Below are 14890 nucleotides of genomic sequence, written 5' to 3' on the forward strand. Positions count from 1 at the left end.
ACCGGTTCGCAAGGTTCGCTATTCCCTGAAGGCCCTGGAAACGGGCTTTGTATCTGTGAGGCCTCTACCTATGACATCGCGTCGAAAACTTCTCCAGGCCGCCTCCACCTTAGCGTTAGGGGGTGTCTTTGGACGCAGCGCTTTTTCCGAAACGCTAAGTAGGGAAGGGCCCAATATGACCGATTCCATTCCGGACATCATTTTCCACAATGGCGAGATCACTACACTGGATCGCGCCAACCCAGTCGCCCACGCCGTTGCAATCAAAGACGGCAAGTTTCTGGCTGTAGGGTCAGACCAGGAAGTCATGGCGCTGGCTGGCTCAGCCACAAAAATTGTCGACCTCAAGCGCCGTTGTGTGCTCCCTGGCTTAGTCGATAACCATACCCACATGGTCCGCGGCGGCCTTAACTACAATCTGGAATTGCGCTGGGACGGTGTGCGTTCACTGGCTGACGCCATGGACATGCTCAAGCGCCAAGTGGCTAACACACCAGCACCGCAGTGGGTTCGCGTGGTAGGTGGCTTCACTGAACACCAGTTCGTTGAAAAGCGTTTGCCAACCATAGCCGAGATCAATGCGATCGCGCCCGATACACCTGTATTTCTTCTGCATCTCTATGACCGGGCCTTGCTCAATGGTGCGGCCTTGCGCGCGGTCGGCTACACCCGAGATACCCCCGAGCCACCAGGCGGGAAAATTTACCGCGATGCCAATGGTGCGCCTACGGGCCTGCTGTTGGCCACGCCCAACGCGACGATCCTTTACGCCACGTTGGCCAAGGGACCGAAGTTGCCCTTCGACTATCAGGTCAACTCCACTCGCCATTTCATGCGCGAGCTCAATCGCTTGGGTGTGACAGGGGTTATTGATGCGGGCGGCGGTTTCCAAAACTATCCCGACGATTACGCAGTGATCCAGAAGTTGGACAACGATGGGCAAATGACGGTCAGGTTGGCTTACAACCTGTTCACTCAGAAACCCAAGGAAGAGAAGGAGGACTTCCTCAAGTGGACCTCCAGCGTTAAGTACAAGCAAGGAAACGACTACTTCCGTCACAACGGCGCGGGCGAAATGTTGGTGTTTTCCGCTGCCGACTTCGAAGATTTTCGCCAGCCGCGACCGGACCTGCAGCCCGAGATGGAGGGAGAACTGGAGGAAGTTGTGCGCATCCTTGCAGAGAACCGATGGCCGTGGCGGTTGCATGCCACCTACGACGAAACCATTACCCGAGCGCTGGATGTATTTGAGAAGGTCAACGAGGACATCCCCCTCGCTGGCATCAATTGGTTCTTTGATCATGCCGAAACCATCTCGGACAAATCGATCGACCGTATCGCCGCGCTCGGCGGTGGCATCGCTGTACAACATCGTATGGCTTATCAGGGCGAGTACTTCGTCGAGCGCTACGGCGCCCGTGCGGCGCAAGCGACCCCGCCCGTAGCGCGCATACTGGAAAAAGGGGTGAAAGTGTCTGCAGGCACCGATGCCACCCGGGTTGCCTCCTACAACCCCTGGGTTTCGCTATCCTGGATGGTAACCGGTAAAACGGTGGGCGGTCTGAATCTGTACCCTCAACGAAACCTGCTTGATCGCGAAGCGGCGTTGCGGATGTGGACAGAGAATGTCGCCTGGTTTTCTAACGAAGAGGGCAAACGTGGTCGCATCCAGACCGGTCACTTTGCTGACCTGATTGTGCCAAGTAAGGACTACTTCTCTGTGCCTGAGGACGAGATTTCATTTCTTACCGCCGATATGACCGTGGTTGGCGGGCGCGTGGTTTACGGGGCCGGCCAATTCGCCAGGTTTGACGACAACCCGCTACCGCCCGCCATGCCTGACTGGTCGCCGACGCGTACCTTTAAAGGTTATGGCGCTTGGGGAGACCCAGACGGAGCAGGCAGAAACTCGCTGGCTCCGCTGCGCGCCCAAGTCGCGGCCTCGTGCGGCTGCGCAAGCTTTTGCGGCCTGCACGGTCACGATCATGCCGGTGCATGGGGATCCAATGCTCCAGTATCGGACCCCCGAAGTTTTTTGGTGCCTTGGGCTGCTCCTGTTGGGCCGTGTAGAAATGGGCCGGTGATCGATCAGCTATCCTATGAGGGTCATCGGCCATTACTCCTGCGCTGCCAGCGCCTCAATCAGTTCTTGAATGGTCACGATTGAATGAGCGAAGGTCGGCCCGTTCAACTCGTGGGGTGCTACGTGTTTGACGCCTTTGGCTGGGAGAATGGCGGCGAGGACGTTGCGGACCATTGCGCACGCTTTTGGCCAAGTGCGCTCTAAAGAGATTACAAGGAACTATGCAGCCACAAACTCGATCACCGTCTTGCCCTTGCCGCGACCTTCGGCGACTTGGCGAAATGCCTCGTTGACGTCTTGCGGCGCAAAGTGCTGTTGATCCACGCGGATCGTCAGTTGACCCGCGTTGGCCAGCGCAGCGGCCTCGCGCAGGATAGCGCCGTGGTGTTCGCGTCCTTTGCCGGTGAGCAGTGGCGCCAGGGTGAAGACGCCCGAGTAGGTGGCACTTTTGAAAGATAACGGTGCCAGGCTGTGCTGGCCCCAACCCAGGCAGCTCAGCACGTGCCCGGTATAGGCTTTCACGGCTTTGAATGATGCATCCAGCGTGCTGCCGCCGACGGTGTCGTAGACAATGTCGAACCCTTCGCCGCCGGTGTAGTGCTCGACATAATCCTCAACGCTCTGAGCCTGATAGTCGATCGCTGTAGCCCCCAGCGAGCGTAGAAAGTCGAGACTGCCCGCCGAACCGGTGGCATAGACATCGGCACCGCGTGCCTTGGCCAGTTGCACAGCCACTTGGCCGACCCCACCCGCGCCCCCATGAATCAGGACACGCTGACCAGAGCGGACATTGGCGTGATCGACCAGACCTTCCCACGCGGTGATGAATACCAAAGGCAATGCAGCCGCCTCACGCATGCTGAGGGTGTGTGGCTTGACCGCGATCAGGCGGGCATCCACGGCAATGTACTCGGCCATGGTGCCTTGGGCACCGCCGATCCCGCCGGGCATGCCGAAGACTTCCTGGCCCGGGGTGAACCCCTCGACCGCTTCGCCCGTTTCGACCACCGTACCGGCAAGATCAAGGCCGAGCACGGCCGGCAGCGTTTGGCGGGCGTGAGCCCCTGCGCCGGCGGCAATTTTGGTATCGAGCGGATTGACCCCTGCGGCGTGAACCTTGACCAGTACTTGCCCCTTACCGGGAACAGGGCGGTCGATGTGACGGATGGCCAGAGGGGATTGAGCGGACTCGGCGATGGCGGCAAGCATGGAATGTTTCATGACGGGAACCTGTGTTGAGATGGACGCTTACAGATTGCCGCGCTTTAATCATTCCGATAAGAAACCCAATTTGCATATGACTTATTCCCCAAAGAGAACCAATCGTCGATGGATCTGTTCGACAGCATGCATGTCTTTGTTCGCGTCGTGGAGCGCGGGTCTTTCTCGGCGGTCGCCCGTGAACTGAACATGGGGCAGCCAGCAGTGAGCAAGCAAGTGCGCGCGCTGGAGCAGTACCTGGGTGGGCCATTGTTCGCACGCAGCACCCGGCATTTGGCCCTGACCGACCAAGGTCAACGCTTCTACGACCACTGCCAGGAAATTCTCGGCCACGTCGAAACTGCCACGCGAAGCTTCACCAGTGGCCAGGAGCAGATTGCCGGCCCTTTACGAGTCGCCGCCCCGGTCAGTTATGGAAGGTTATGCATCGCACCGCTCATAGGGATTTTCCTGCAACGCCATCCTGATGTGCGGATTGACCTGCGGCTGAGTGACCACAATGAAGACCTGCTCAAGGAAAACATCGATCTGGCGATCCGCATTGGCGCGGTGAAGAGCGAGGGATTGGTGGCACTACCACTGGGCAATAGCCCACGGCGTGTCTATGCGGCGCCCGGTTATCTGGATCTACACGGCGTGCCATGTGAGCCCAGCGAACTGTCAGGACACAACTGCATCGGCTTCACGTTGCTGGAGCATTACGACCGTTGGACCTTTACGCACCTCGGCCAAGCGTTCGATGTAGGTATCCAAGGCAACGTCACCAGCAACAGCAGCGAGGCCATCCGCGAAATCGTGCTCTCTGGCCTGGGTATTTCCCTCTCACCGCAATGGCTGTTCACAGCTGACGTCGAGCAGGGCAGGGTGAGTACCGTCCTCGACAACTATCAGACCAGCGCGCTGCCTGTCAGCGCCGTACTCAGCCGCGAGCGACGACGTTCAGCGCGGACGATGGCGTTCATCGATTTTCTACGCGAGCAATTGTTGTAGCAGCATTTCGCTCGGAAGACGGATCTACATGGATCCATCAGCGGATTTTTCCTGCCATTGAAGCCATCACGGACAGGTGACCCGAGCGGATATCTGACAAGCTCTTATTGACCGTCGAGCAGGCGCGGCACTTGCCACGGATTAGCCTCGCGCAGTGCTTCTGGCAGCAGCGCATCCGGGAAGCCCTGATAAGCGACAGGACGCAGGAAGCGCTCGATTGAACTCATGCCCACCGAGGTGAAGCGGCTGTCGGAGGTCGCGGGAAACGGGCCGCCGTGGACGGTGGCGTAGGTGACTTCCTGCGGGTGAGCGAAGGCGTTGACGACAATGCGCCCGGTGCGCCGCTCCAGCACCGGCAGCAGCCGCCGGGCCAGTGCAAGGTCGCTGTTTTCCAAGTGCAGGGCCGCGCTGAGTTGCCCCCGGAGTGAGCGCGCTACGGCCAGCAATTGTGCTTCGTCGTCGACGCTCACGAGTAGCGCTGATGGCCCGAACACTTCTTGGGCCAGCAACGGTTCGCTCAGAAACCTTAGGCCGTCGACCTCAAGCAGCGCCGACTGACCGTCGAAGTCCGCATGGCTTGCACCACCTTGCGCGATGCGACGCGCGCCGGCACTTTCAATGAGCTTCAACCCGTCGAGATAGGAGGCGTGAATGCCGGGCGTCAACATCGTCCGTGCGGCGGCTTCGCTTACGCGTTTCACCATGGCGCTGCGCAGCGTTTCGAGACCGGGGCCTTTGATCGCGATCAAAAGGGCGGGGCGCAGGCAGGCCTGGCCGACATTGACCAGCATGCGCTCGATGAAGCCGTCGCCAATTTGTCCACCCCGCTCAGCGAGCGCGGCGCGCAGAATGAAGGTTGGGTTGACGCTGGTCATTTCGGTGAAGACCGGAATCGGGTCCGGGCGCAGTTGCGCGCGGCGATACAAAGCCATGCCGCCGTGTTCCGAACCGGTGAAAGTCACCGCCTTGATCAGCGGGTGATCGACCAGCGCTTCGCCGATCGTATTACCGGCGCCCCGCACCATTGAGAACACCCCCTCGTGCAAGCCGTGCTCCTGCACCGCCTGACGGATCGCACGGGCCTGGATTTCCGAGGCGCCGGGATGCGCGTTGTGCGCCTTGAGGATCACGGTTGCGCCGGCGGCCAGTGCCGACGCGGTGTCGCCACCGGCCACCGAGTAGGCAATCGGAAAGTTACTGGCGCCGAAAATTGCCACCGGGCCGATGGCGATTTTTTGCAGCCGATGGTCCATGCGTGGGCGCGGCTGACGTTCAGGCTGCGCTGGGTCGATCGCCAGTTGCAGAAAGCGGCCTTGACGCACCACCTCGCCAAACTGGCGAAACTGCGTGGCTGCGCGGTTCACTTCACCTTCGAGCTGCACCTGGGGCAAGCCCGTTTCGAGTGCGGCGCGTGATGCCAGTTCTGAACGCACACTTTCCAGGTTATCGGCGATGCTATGCAGAAACGCCGCCCGTTGGCTCAGCGAGGTGTGGCTGTAACTGTCGAACGCTTCGTCCGCGAGCATTGCAGCCTGATGCACGTGCGTCGCATCGCCCAGCGCAAAGTCCGGCTCGATCCATTCACGAGTGGCGGGGTTGAGCGCCTTCATCGTGCCGGCAGTGGCCGCGACGTCGTTTGCGCCGATGATCAACTGTCCTGTGAGGTTCATCGCCATTACTCCTGCACTGCCAGCGCTTCAATCAGTTCCTGGGTGGTGACGATTGAATGAGCGAAAGTCGGCCCGTTCAACTCATGGGCGGCGTGCATCATTTCCGCGCGGAAAGCGGCGGTCGCATCGCGCACCAGCGTGACGTGGTAGCCCAATTCCGAGGCGTAGCGGGCGGTCGCTTCGATGCAGGTGTTGGCGAGCAGGCCGACGATGATGACGTGGGTGATGCCTTTCTGCTTCAGGCGAAAATCAAGGTCGGTATTGGCAAAACCGCTGGCGCCCCAATGTTCCTGCACGACAATGTCGCCGTCCTTCGGCGCGAAATCGGGATGCCATTCGCCGCCCCATTCACCGCGTGCGAAGTGGTGCATGTGCATGATTTTGCACTGGGTCGGTGTTGGATGATCCCAGCCTTCGTAGTCGCCATGTTCCCAGCGGTGGTGCGGCACGATGACCACCGGAATGTTCTGCGCTCGTACGGCGCGATCGAGGGCTCGCAGGTTGTCGAGCAGCCCGACCTGTTCGGCAATCGGCTTGATCAAGGGGAAGACCTTGCCGTTTTCCGAGAGGAAATCGTTGTACGGGTCGACCAGCAGGTAAGCGGTGCGATTGAGCGGATAAGGAGCGTTCGACATGACGATGTACTCCAAGCAAGTTGAGTGAGCGGTGCGCTGGGCTCGCCCGTGCGCCCATGCTGGTAAATCTTTCTGTCAGGCCGGGGCGGAATCTCGTGCCACTTGCCTGAGGATTTGTTCGTATTCCTTGACGGATAGCGATCCGGACACCAACTGACGACCGTTCAGCACCATGGCCGGCACCGAGTTAATCCCGCGTTCAAGGTAAAAACGTTCGAGTTCACGAACCTTGAGAGCGAACGCCTCGCTAGTCAAAATCTCTTGGGCGCGGGAGGTTGAAAGTCCCGCTTCACCGGCCAGGCGCACCAGTGTTTCGTGGTCGCTGGGGTTCTCGCCATTGGTGAAATAAGCCTTGAGCAGGATTTTCTTCAGTGCGACCTGGCGGCCCTCCTGCACGGCCCAGAACAGAAGTCGATGGGCATCGAAGGTGTTGTAGAAATGGCTGCGCTTTTCCAGGTCGAACTGAAAACCGATGGCTTTGCCGCGCGCGACGATCATTTCATTGCGCGAGGCGACTTCTTCGGCGCTGCGCCCGTATTTGCGCATCATGTGCTTGATGGCGTGCTCGCCCTCGGCCGGCATGTCCGGGTTCAGTTCGAAGGGCTTGAAGGTCAGCTCCACGGCAACCTCGCCGGCAACATTGGCGATGGCTTGTTCCAGCGCTGTGGCGCCGAGTGCGCACCAGGGGCACACAACATCCGATACAAAGTCGATACTGACGGGAAAAGTCATTTCTTCGACTCCGTCAGCTGTTGGCGGTACTCGGTGGTGGTAATTCCGGCATAGCCCCAGTTGTCGGTGTCGACCTCTTCAATAACGATGTGGGTGAGATGCGGGTCCTTGTTGAGGACGGTTTGCATGGTCTTGGTGATCTCGGCGATGACTTGAGATTTCTGTTCTTTGGTAACGCCGTCGCGAGTGATACGAACGCTGATGAAAGGCATGGGATAAGTCTCCAGTAGGCGCCCCATCGACATGATGAGGGGAGCAGTGGGATGGACTTTAGAGTGTTGCGTTCAGGGGATAAATCAGGGGCGGAGAACATCACTTATAACGCGATGTAATCAATACAACTGAGGGCTTTGCAGAAGGTAAATCGCCCTCCCTGGCTGCAGGCGCGGGGAGGGCGAATGCTACGGCGGGAGGAATCAGTTCTGCGCTTTGCTCATGCGGGTAAATAGCTCGGTGGGTACTTTCTTGCCATTGGAAATGTACTGGTTGGTTCTGAACTTGTAGACCTCACCTTCCGAAAGAAAACCATCGTGGTTGGTGTCCATCGCTTTGAATTCTTCATCGCCCTGAGGCGCTACAGCCAGCAGTTCTTTAAGAGAGACGAGGCCATCATGGTCGGTGTCTGTGCGAGCGAAAGAGTCGTCGCCACACTTGCCTTCACCGCACTTGCCTTCGGCAGTAGCGGACTTTTCGCTGGCTTCGCTGGCGCCGCATTTGCCTTCGCCACATTTGCCTTCGCCGGCTTTATCCGCCGATGCCAATTGATAGCCTTGGGGCAATGGCTCAACAGCGAATGCCGCAGACGATGCCAGGCTCATGCCACCGGCCAAAGCGATAGCGGCCAGGCCGAGACTGGTTTTGTTCGAGAAAGGTGTACGGTACATAGTGCTTCTCCAGATGCTTTGCGCGGCCAGGCCGCGGTTCATGCCACAGGGGCGGATCGGCCCTCAAAGAAGCTCCGGGCGAAGGGCGCAAGCGTCTTTCACTTCGACAGAGCGATCTTGTTCGGGCAGGGCTATTTAGCGGGGGTCATGTATCGGCGATGTATCAGGCAAGAGGAGCATTTGTAAGCCAATCCCAAGACTTCGCGTTTGGGTACATAGAGATACAAAAACCGACCTCAGCCTTTGCTCGTCAGTCAGGACAACAGCTTTAAAACGGGTGTCGCTGCTACGCCGACGGCAGCTTGCGCATGCAGCTGGCGCAGCAGCACCAGTGCGTCAGCGACGAAGCCGGTCACGTCTGAAGCACCAGCCTCCGCAGCCAACGCGCGCAACTGCGCTCGACCAGCCATGTCAGGGAACTGCTCGATCCGCTGCAACAAACGGAACGCGAGAGGGCTGACCTGGGAGAACTGCACTTGGCCACTCGGCACACGGCTGATCAGCAGCAACGTCGGTTGTTCTGGCGGTTCAGAAGGCAGGTGGCCTGGCCCGAGACGATGTACGGCCCAGGTGTAAGCCAGCGGCCAGACGAGCGGGGAAAGCCTGAGGGGACGTTCGAGTAAATGCGCCGCATCACTGGCCTGTAACGGCGCAGCGTCCAACTGTTGCAGCGCCATATCCACCCACTCGTAATGGGCCAATTCGGGCAAGAATGGGTACCAGGGATGGTCAAAGCCCGGCGAGTCTTCCAGGCTCGCTACGAAGTCTACAAACTCACGAGCAATTTCTCCGAAGCGTGGCGTTTGCGCGCGGTAATCACGCAAAAAACGCCGTACGAGCGCACGCCAACCGGCGTTACCCAGCACGGCAACCAGCACCGGAAACGTTCCGCCCAGCAACCCCAATAGATTGTTCAACACCAGGTTGAGATAGACCTGCGCTCTTGCGGGATTCATCTGCGCAGGCGGCGCATAACTGTCCGGGTCACGCAGGTACCGGGTCAGCGCGAGCTGCTGACTGTGCAAACTTGAAGGGGAGTTAGCCATCGACAGTCACCCGCACCAGAGCATTGGCGTCGCGTTGCAAGCGCCGAATGGTATTCAACTCAGCCACCAGTTCGTCGTAGGACGGAAAGTTGAAATCGCGCTCCAGCAGCGTTGGTTTCACACCGAATAGACCATAAGCCTGGCCCAGCAATGACCAGACTACCGGTTTGACCGACGCACCATGGGTGTCGATGATCAGGTCCTCGGCTTCGTCGTAATGGCCAGCCACATGCATGGCGACTACGCGTTCAGGTTCCAGGCCGGCGAGGAAAACCGCTGGATCGAAGCGATGGTTCACCGAGTTGACGTACACATTGTTAACGTCGAGCAACAGGTCGCAATCGGCCTCGCGGAGCACTGCATTGGTAAAAGTGAGTTCGTCCATGTCCTGATGAGCAGCGGCGTAGTAAGAGACGTTCTCCACAGCAAGACGACGACCGAGAATGTCCTGTGCACGGCGGATGCGCGCCGCAACGTGATGAACGGCCTCCTCAGTAAATGGCAACGGCAGCAGGTCGTATAAATGGCCATCGTCACTGCAGTAACTCAGGTGTTCGCTATAGAACGGCACGTTGAAGCGATCGAGAAAACCGCGGACTTGCTCAAGAAAAGACTCGTCCAGCGGCGCACTGCCACCCAGCGAAAGTGACAAGCCATGACATGACAGCGGGTAGCGTTCAGCCAGCGACTGCATGGCCTCTCCATGCGCGCCGCCGATGCCGATCCAGTTCTCTGGAGCAACCTCAAGAAAATCGAAATCACCGTCGGGAGCGTCACGAAGCGTGTTGAGCAGCGCACGGCGCAATCCGAGCCCGACGGTCGCCTCAAGGGGGAGCTGTGGATCTAAATGCGTTGGTGATGAAGTGTTCGTTTGCATGAGCTCAATACTCCGATTCGACGTCTGAAACGCCCGATCCACGCCACCTCCGCGGTCACCTTTGGCAGCCGGGCGGGCGTGAATCGGGCGATTGAAACCCGCCACGATTCTGCTCAAACGAGGTTGATCACCACGTTGATGTTGTTCCGCGTCGCTTTGGAGTACGGGCATGTCTGGTGTGCGGTATCGATCAGGTCTTGAGCGACGTTGCGATCCAGCCCGGGAAGGTAGACGTTAAGGCGAGCCTGGAGGAAATACGCACCATCGGTTGTGCCTAAATCCACTTCGGCGTCGACGGCAAGGTCAACCGGGAGGGTGACTTTCAGCTTGCTCGCCGCAAGCCCCATCGCGCCGATGAAACAGGCCGACCAACCTGCGGCAAACAACTGCTCTGGGTTGGTACCGGCGCCAGAGGTGCCAGGCGATGACAGCTTTATATCCAGTCGGCCATCGTCACTGAGAGCGGTGCCATTACGACCACCCGAGGAGGTATGGACTTTGCCGGTGTACAGCACTTTATCAATATGGGTCATGGTGAAACTCCTGGTTAACTAGCGGGGTTTGAAAGCGATAACCTTGTGACGCGATAACACTCAGCGTGCATTCAAACGCTTGAGATACCGACCGATGAATGCATCCAGGCTCAGCTTGCCGGCGCCTGTGAATACCAGTGGCAGAAGTGCGACGAGATAGATCAACGGCAGCTTGAAATTGCCGTAGCCTTTGTTGCTGATGGAGTACCCCATAGCCAGTTCGCTCAACGTCGACCACTCTGCTGGCCAGTGAACCGCGGCAGTTGCCACGACGGTGACCACGATGAGGATCAGTGCCGAGAGGCGTGTTCCCAGGCCTACAAGCAAAGCAATGGAACAGAGCAGTTCTGCCCACATGGATAACTGCCAATTGAACGTAGCCGGCAGCTGATTGAAGGGAAAAGGAAAGGCACCTTGAATGCTGGGGAACCAGTTCTCGCCGTTCCACTTTTCCCAGCCTGCTTCAAAAAACTCCCACGCTAGAAACACTCGCAGGCTTAATGGTGCGATCCAGTCTCCAGCACGATCGAGGTTAAGGTGCAGCCGATTCAAGACCGATGAGGCGTTTGTTTGCATTGGTTTAATCCTCCGACTTGTCGTCAAGAAAGTGGAAGCCGTTCAGGTGCTCCCACTGACAGGTGTCAGGCACAGGAGCACTGCGCTGGCCGTGAGCGCAGTTCATCGTGCTGGTGTATCTCGCTTGTGTCTGAGGGGGCGGGAAGATCAATGTTGTGTAACGTGTTTGCGTCCGTACACACTTGGATACAGAGCAATACCTGTCGAAGGCGCTATTTTGGAGTCGGGATATACGATCGGCTGCGTTCTGCCGGTGACTGGCGGGAGGATTTCGCAGAGCGAATGAACGTCGCAGATGAGGGGAGGGCGAGTGCGTGGAAAGTCCTGTTGAACGAGGGGGCACGCTAGGTGCCCACCCGATCTGTCTGCAACCGTCTAAGGTATCAAACGCATCTCTCGCAGTTTGTCGAACACGTCAAAAAATGCCTGATCACTCGCTTGGTAGGCAGTGAAGCCCATCAGGCGGCTTTTCGACATATCCGTGACCACTTCGATGGGGCGGCCAAGGTCGGCATCGGTATGCCATGGGGAAATCAGACGTCCAATATCGGACTCTTTCAAACCGTGCTCGGCGACTATTTGCGTCCATACGGCCTGATCGTCCGCCATCTGCTTCTCTAGAGGCGAGGGTGACGCAGGATAGTCAGCAGCAGGCAGGTCGAAGTATTCGGCAATTCGGCTCCACATCCATTTCCACCGGAATACATCGCCATTGGTGATATTGAATGCCTGATTCGCCGCAGCCGGCGTGGTGGCTGCCCACAGTTGCTGTTTCGCCAACTGCCGCGCATCGGTCATGTCGGTCAGGCTGTCCCATTGCACTTTTGATCCTGGAAACACGAAAGGGCGATTGGTGTGTTTGCAAATCGAGGCATAGACGGCGAGGGTGGTTGCCATGTTCATCGCGTTGCCCACGGCCACCCCAGTGACGGTATGCGGACGATGAACGCTCCACGTGAAGCCATCCTTTTCAGCCGCGGCGAAGAGTTCGTCTTCCTGAGCGTAATAGAAATTCTCGACATCCAGACGACCCTGTTCTTCGCGAAACGGTGTCTGCGGCAGGCTGCCTTTTCCATAGGCTTCGAAAGGGCCGAGGTAGTGTTTCAGGCCGGTAACCAGTGCTACGTGTTTGACGCTTTTGGCTGGGCGAATGGCGGCGAGGACGTTGCGCACCATGGCCGCATTGACGCGAATGTTCTCGGCCTCCGTGGCTTGCCGCGACCATGTGGTAATGAACACATGCGTGGGTTTCACATCCCTCAGCGCCTGTTCCAGTGAAGCAGGGTCCTGAAGGTCTGCCGCGACGGGGATCACGCCTTGCGCTTGCGACGGATGCCTCGACAGCGCGGCGACTTGCCACTGGTTGTCGATGAGTAACTGAGTGATGGCGCTGCCGACAATGCCGCTGGCGCCCACGACTAGAGCTGTCTGGGTCATAGGTTTCTCCTGGATTTGAGTTTGGGAGTCCGTCCGAGCAACAGAGGTTCAACCTGAAAATCAGTTAGAGTGCTCGCTACTCCCCGTTAAAGCCTGTGAGAAAAATGACTCGTCCGCTGTTTGTCGCTCTGGATGGCCCCAAAGGCGTCGGCAAAACCTCGCTGTTGGAGGCCATCACTGAAGTCCTGAGGGCGGACAAGCAAAAAGTCATCCGACTCTGCGAGAAAAAAGCGACCCGTTCAGGGGCGAGACAATGCACTTGGTGAACCAACTCGTCCGCCATCCTGACCGGGATCTGGAACTGGAAGTTTGCCAACGCCTGGCTGATAGCCGCCGCTGGATTTCTCAACACGTGCTCACCAAACAACCCGCCGACAGCATCATCCTGATCGATCGCTGGTACCCGTCCGATGCGGCGTTTCGCCGGATAGTCCCGTTCGCTGAAATCCTGCAGTTGAACATTGACCGCAACGTCCAGGTGCCCGACCTGCATGTCGGGGTGATCACAGCGGCGCAGATTTCATGGGCGAGGGCAGGGGCACGCCGGCGCGGCTTGAGCAGTACGGTGCTTCGCGGTCTTGAGGAGCATGTCGCTTGTACCGAGGCGTTTAAGGTGGCCGCTGCCGATCAGGGTTGGTTTTTGTGTCGGAATGAGGGGACGATCGAGCAGGCGACGGAGCGGGTAGTGGGGGAGATTGATCGGGTGATGAGCCGCCCTGATCTAGCCTCTCGATCTGACGCCTGAGCACACTTGCCAATCTGCACCGCCGACGAGCGGCGCAAATATGACAAAGTATTTCACCACTGAGCGAGGTCAAGAGATTAGGTTTATTCAGAGGCTTCAAGATGAGATTTGCACGTTTTTGCCAGGCGCTCTCCAACTGGGCAGGTAGCCCGAAGACCTTTTTGACAGCGATCGTTTTGATCATTGCGTGGGCCGGAACAGGGCCGTACTTTCACTATAACGACACCTGGCAACTCATCATCAACACGTCCACCACGATCATTACGTTCCTGATGGTGTTCCTCATACAAAACACCCAGAACCGCGACAACGACATTCTGCATTTGAAGATCGATGAGCTGATACGCGCCACCCATGAAGCCCAGAATGCCACGCTGGGTCTGGAGAAAATGGAGGCGCGCGAGCTGAGAAAATTGCGGGATCGGTATCGTGCGTTGGGTGAATCGAGTGAGATTGATGTAGAGCCGATCCATGATGATGGGGCTCGTTAGGACTCGACTGCAGGTCTTTTTTCTGCCGCTATCCCCAGGTGCGTGATTACATCGATTTGACTCGCCACCGCATCCTCAGCATGGGCACCTTTGTCGCGCTGCCCAGTGATAATCGGACGAGACTTGACTACCTGTCAGCTTGCCCCTGACCGCTTCGAAACCGGCTGGCGCCAAGCGCTTGAACACCGCCTCCACAAAACGCTGCAGCATTCCCTGTTCTGGATCGCGGTAACCGTAGCGATTTCAGGCGGGGGGATCCAGCAGGTCAATCAGGCGCGGCTCGATGCTGTCGGGTTGTATGTCGAGAATTGCCAGCGTGACCGGCAATTTGAAACGCCGAGGGCCGGCGCTACCAGGGTTCACGTATAGACGATCGCCGCGCCATTCGATGCACGGTTTGTGAGAGTGGCCGGTGATGATGAGCTTTATGTCTGGATCCAGGTCGGCAGGGACGTCGGCGATGTCGTGGACAAGAAGGGTGTGCCAGCCGTTGATAGTGCAGGTCAGACGGTCGGGGAGGTCTCTGGCCCATGGGCTGCTGAGATCATTGTTGCCGCGCACGGCGTGGACGGGAGCAATTTCGGACAATTGGGCGAGGATGTCCGGGTTGCCGATGTCGCCGGCGTGGATGATCAGGTCACAGCCTTGGAGCGCGCCAATGGCTTCAGCGCGGAGGAGATTGTGAGTGTCGGATATCAGAGCGGTTTTCAAGGGCAAATGCTCCGTAGATGTTTCGAGTGGGAGTGGCTGTTTTCGACCCAAAGCTGCCTTTTGCCAAGCAGTGATTCAGGGGTTTTAGTTCGTCATTATGGCTAGATCGAGAATAACGTCCTGGCGTTCAGCGGTGAGATCCAAGCCTGCCTTCACAGCCGAGTGACTGTCAGTTATGCGTAGTTAGCGCTTGTTAGCGCCCGGCTACCGAAGTATGTCGCGTGGTGACTTTTTCGCTGGCCACTCAAGACTCTGCGTC

Annotated in this window: 15 protein-coding genes and 2 pseudogenes; 4 read left to right on the forward strand and 13 right to left on the reverse strand. The window is 58.2% G+C overall.

Going from position 1 to position 14890, the window contains the following annotated elements:
- Positions 1–70 precede the first annotated feature (70 nt).
- Positions 71–2070, forward strand: a pseudogene (locus ACZZZ4_RS22805) (amidohydrolase).
- Between the two features lie 46 nt (positions 2071–2116).
- Here the strand turns inward: ACZZZ4_RS22805 and ACZZZ4_RS22810 are convergent.
- Positions 2117–2257 carry a hypothetical protein gene (locus ACZZZ4_RS22810; protein WP_415762470.1) on the reverse strand — a complete coding sequence of 47 codons (141 nt, stop codon included), beginning with the start codon at positions 2255–2257 and terminating at the stop codon, positions 2117–2119.
- 45 nt (positions 2258–2302) lie between these two features.
- Entirely contained in the window at positions 2303–3304 is a 1002-nt protein-coding gene (locus ACZZZ4_RS22815; RefSeq protein WP_463548844.1) for a zinc-dependent alcohol dehydrogenase family protein, read from the reverse strand.
- A 108-nt stretch (positions 3305–3412) separates the two neighbouring features.
- Between ACZZZ4_RS22815 and ACZZZ4_RS22820 the strand changes: the two genes are divergently transcribed.
- On the forward strand, positions 3413–4294 hold the full coding sequence (locus ACZZZ4_RS22820) for a LysR family transcriptional regulator (RefSeq protein WP_463548845.1): 882 nt from the start codon (positions 3413–3415) through the stop codon (positions 4292–4294).
- A gap of 104 nt (positions 4295–4398) precedes the next feature.
- Here ACZZZ4_RS22820 and ACZZZ4_RS22825 read toward each other — a convergent pair whose 3' ends face one another.
- The 10 genes from ACZZZ4_RS22825 to ACZZZ4_RS22870 all read right to left on the reverse strand — a co-directional run bounded on the left by ACZZZ4_RS22825 (position 4399) and on the right by ACZZZ4_RS22870 (position 12684).
- Entirely contained in the window at positions 4399–5964 is a 1566-nt protein-coding gene (locus tag ACZZZ4_RS22825) for an aldehyde dehydrogenase (NADP(+)) (protein WP_463548846.1), read from the reverse strand.
- 5 nt (positions 5965–5969) lie between these two features.
- Positions 5970–6599: a cysteine hydrolase family protein gene (locus ACZZZ4_RS22830; RefSeq protein WP_463548847.1), complete on the reverse strand. Its 630-nt coding sequence runs from the start codon at positions 6597–6599 to the stop codon at positions 5970–5972.
- Positions 6600–6674: 75 nt separating this feature from the next.
- On the reverse strand, positions 6675–7331 hold the full coding sequence (locus tag ACZZZ4_RS22835; RefSeq protein ID WP_310408631.1) for a DsbA family oxidoreductase: 657 nt from the start codon (positions 7329–7331) through the stop codon (positions 6675–6677).
- Positions 7328–7543 (reverse strand): tautomerase family protein, encoded by a 216-nt coding sequence (locus ACZZZ4_RS22840; protein ID WP_016774741.1) that lies wholly within the window; start codon positions 7541–7543, stop codon positions 7328–7330. The genes ACZZZ4_RS22835 and ACZZZ4_RS22840 overlap by 4 nt, the downstream gene beginning before the upstream one ends.
- Positions 7544–7747: 204 nt before the next feature.
- A complete protein-coding gene (locus ACZZZ4_RS22845; RefSeq protein ID WP_463548848.1) occupies positions 7748–8215 on the reverse strand; it encodes an HvfA family oxazolone/thioamide-modified RiPP metallophore in 468 nt (155 codons plus the stop codon).
- A gap of 254 nt (positions 8216–8469) precedes the next feature.
- Complete coding sequence (locus tag ACZZZ4_RS22850) at positions 8470–9261, reverse strand: HvfC family RiPP maturation protein (RefSeq protein WP_463548849.1); 792 nt, start codon at positions 9259–9261, stop codon at positions 8470–8472.
- Positions 9254–10138 (reverse strand): HvfB family MNIO-type RiPP peptide maturase, encoded by an 885-nt coding sequence (locus ACZZZ4_RS22855; protein WP_463548850.1) that lies wholly within the window; start codon positions 10136–10138, stop codon positions 9254–9256. The genes ACZZZ4_RS22850 and ACZZZ4_RS22855 overlap by 8 nt, the downstream gene beginning before the upstream one ends.
- Positions 10139–10251: 113 nt before the next feature.
- Complete coding sequence (locus ACZZZ4_RS22860; RefSeq protein ID WP_463548851.1) at positions 10252–10671, reverse strand: organic hydroperoxide resistance protein; 420 nt, start codon at positions 10669–10671, stop codon at positions 10252–10254.
- A gap of 60 nt (positions 10672–10731) precedes the next feature.
- Positions 10732–11247 (reverse strand): HvfX family Cu-binding RiPP maturation protein, encoded by a 516-nt coding sequence (locus tag ACZZZ4_RS22865; protein ID WP_463548852.1) that lies wholly within the window; start codon positions 11245–11247, stop codon positions 10732–10734.
- A 375-nt stretch (positions 11248–11622) separates the two neighbouring features.
- Positions 11623–12684, reverse strand: a complete 1062-nt coding sequence (locus ACZZZ4_RS22870; protein WP_039762885.1) for an SDR family oxidoreductase — start codon at positions 12682–12684, stop codon at positions 11623–11625.
- 104 nt (positions 12685–12788) lie between these two features.
- Here ACZZZ4_RS22870 and ACZZZ4_RS22875 point away from each other — a divergent pair.
- Positions 12789–13429: pseudogene (locus ACZZZ4_RS22875) on the forward strand (dTMP kinase).
- 101 nt (positions 13430–13530) lie between these two features.
- Positions 13531–13920, forward strand: coding sequence for a low affinity iron permease family protein (locus ACZZZ4_RS22880; protein WP_129999317.1), 390 nt, complete (start codon positions 13531–13533; stop codon positions 13918–13920).
- 243 nt (positions 13921–14163) lie between these two features.
- Here the strand turns inward: ACZZZ4_RS22880 and ACZZZ4_RS22885 are convergent, their stop codons facing one another.
- Positions 14164–14631: a metallophosphoesterase family protein gene (locus ACZZZ4_RS22885; RefSeq protein ID WP_463548853.1), complete on the reverse strand. Its 468-nt coding sequence runs from the start codon at positions 14629–14631 to the stop codon at positions 14164–14166.
- Positions 14632–14890: the final 259 nt, after the last annotated feature.

The organism is Pseudomonas sp. AC252 (assembly GCF_979258105.1).

What these genes read in the sequence shown, in the direction of transcription:
- ACZZZ4_RS22840 (WP_016774741.1), bottom strand. Translation starts at nt 7,543, where the DNA reads ATGCCTTTCATCAGCGTTCGTATCACTCGCGACGGCGTTACCAAAGAA.
- ACZZZ4_RS22845 (WP_463548848.1), bottom strand. Translation starts at nt 8,215, where the DNA reads ATGTACCGTACACCTTTCTCGAACAAAACCAGTCTCGGCCTGGCCGCT.
- ACZZZ4_RS22865 (WP_463548852.1), bottom strand. Translation starts at nt 11,247, where the DNA reads ATGCAAACAAACGCCTCATCGGTCTTGAATCGGCTGCACCTTAACCTC.
- ACZZZ4_RS22860 (WP_463548851.1), bottom strand. Translation starts at nt 10,671, where the DNA reads ATGACCCATATTGATAAAGTGCTGTACACCGGCAAAGTCCATACCTCC.
- ACZZZ4_RS22850 (WP_463548849.1), bottom strand. Translation starts at nt 9,261, where the DNA reads ATGGCTAACTCCCCTTCAAGTTTGCACAGTCAGCAGCTCGCGCTGACC.
- ACZZZ4_RS22815 (WP_463548844.1), bottom strand. Translation starts at nt 3,304, where the DNA reads ATGAAACATTCCATGCTTGCCGCCATCGCCGAGTCCGCTCAATCCCCT.
- ACZZZ4_RS22825 (WP_463548846.1), bottom strand. Translation starts at nt 5,964, where the DNA reads ATGAACCTCACAGGACAGTTGATCATCGGCGCAAACGACGTCGCGGCC.
- ACZZZ4_RS22810 (WP_415762470.1), bottom strand. Translation starts at nt 2,257, where the DNA reads ATGGTCCGCAACGTCCTCGCCGCCATTCTCCCAGCCAAAGGCGTCAAA.
- ACZZZ4_RS22880 (WP_129999317.1), top strand. Translation starts at nt 13,531, where the DNA reads ATGAGATTTGCACGTTTTTGCCAGGCGCTCTCCAACTGGGCAGGTAGC.
- ACZZZ4_RS22870 (WP_039762885.1), bottom strand. Translation starts at nt 12,684, where the DNA reads ATGACCCAGACAGCTCTAGTCGTGGGCGCCAGCGGCATTGTCGGCAGC.
- ACZZZ4_RS22820 (WP_463548845.1), top strand. Translation starts at nt 3,413, where the DNA reads ATGGATCTGTTCGACAGCATGCATGTCTTTGTTCGCGTCGTGGAGCGC.
- ACZZZ4_RS22855 (WP_463548850.1), bottom strand. Translation starts at nt 10,138, where the DNA reads ATGCAAACGAACACTTCATCACCAACGCATTTAGATCCACAGCTCCCC.
- ACZZZ4_RS22835 (WP_310408631.1), bottom strand. Translation starts at nt 7,331, where the DNA reads ATGACTTTTCCCGTCAGTATCGACTTTGTATCGGATGTTGTGTGCCCC.
- ACZZZ4_RS22830 (WP_463548847.1), bottom strand. Translation starts at nt 6,599, where the DNA reads ATGTCGAACGCTCCTTATCCGCTCAATCGCACCGCTTACCTGCTGGTC.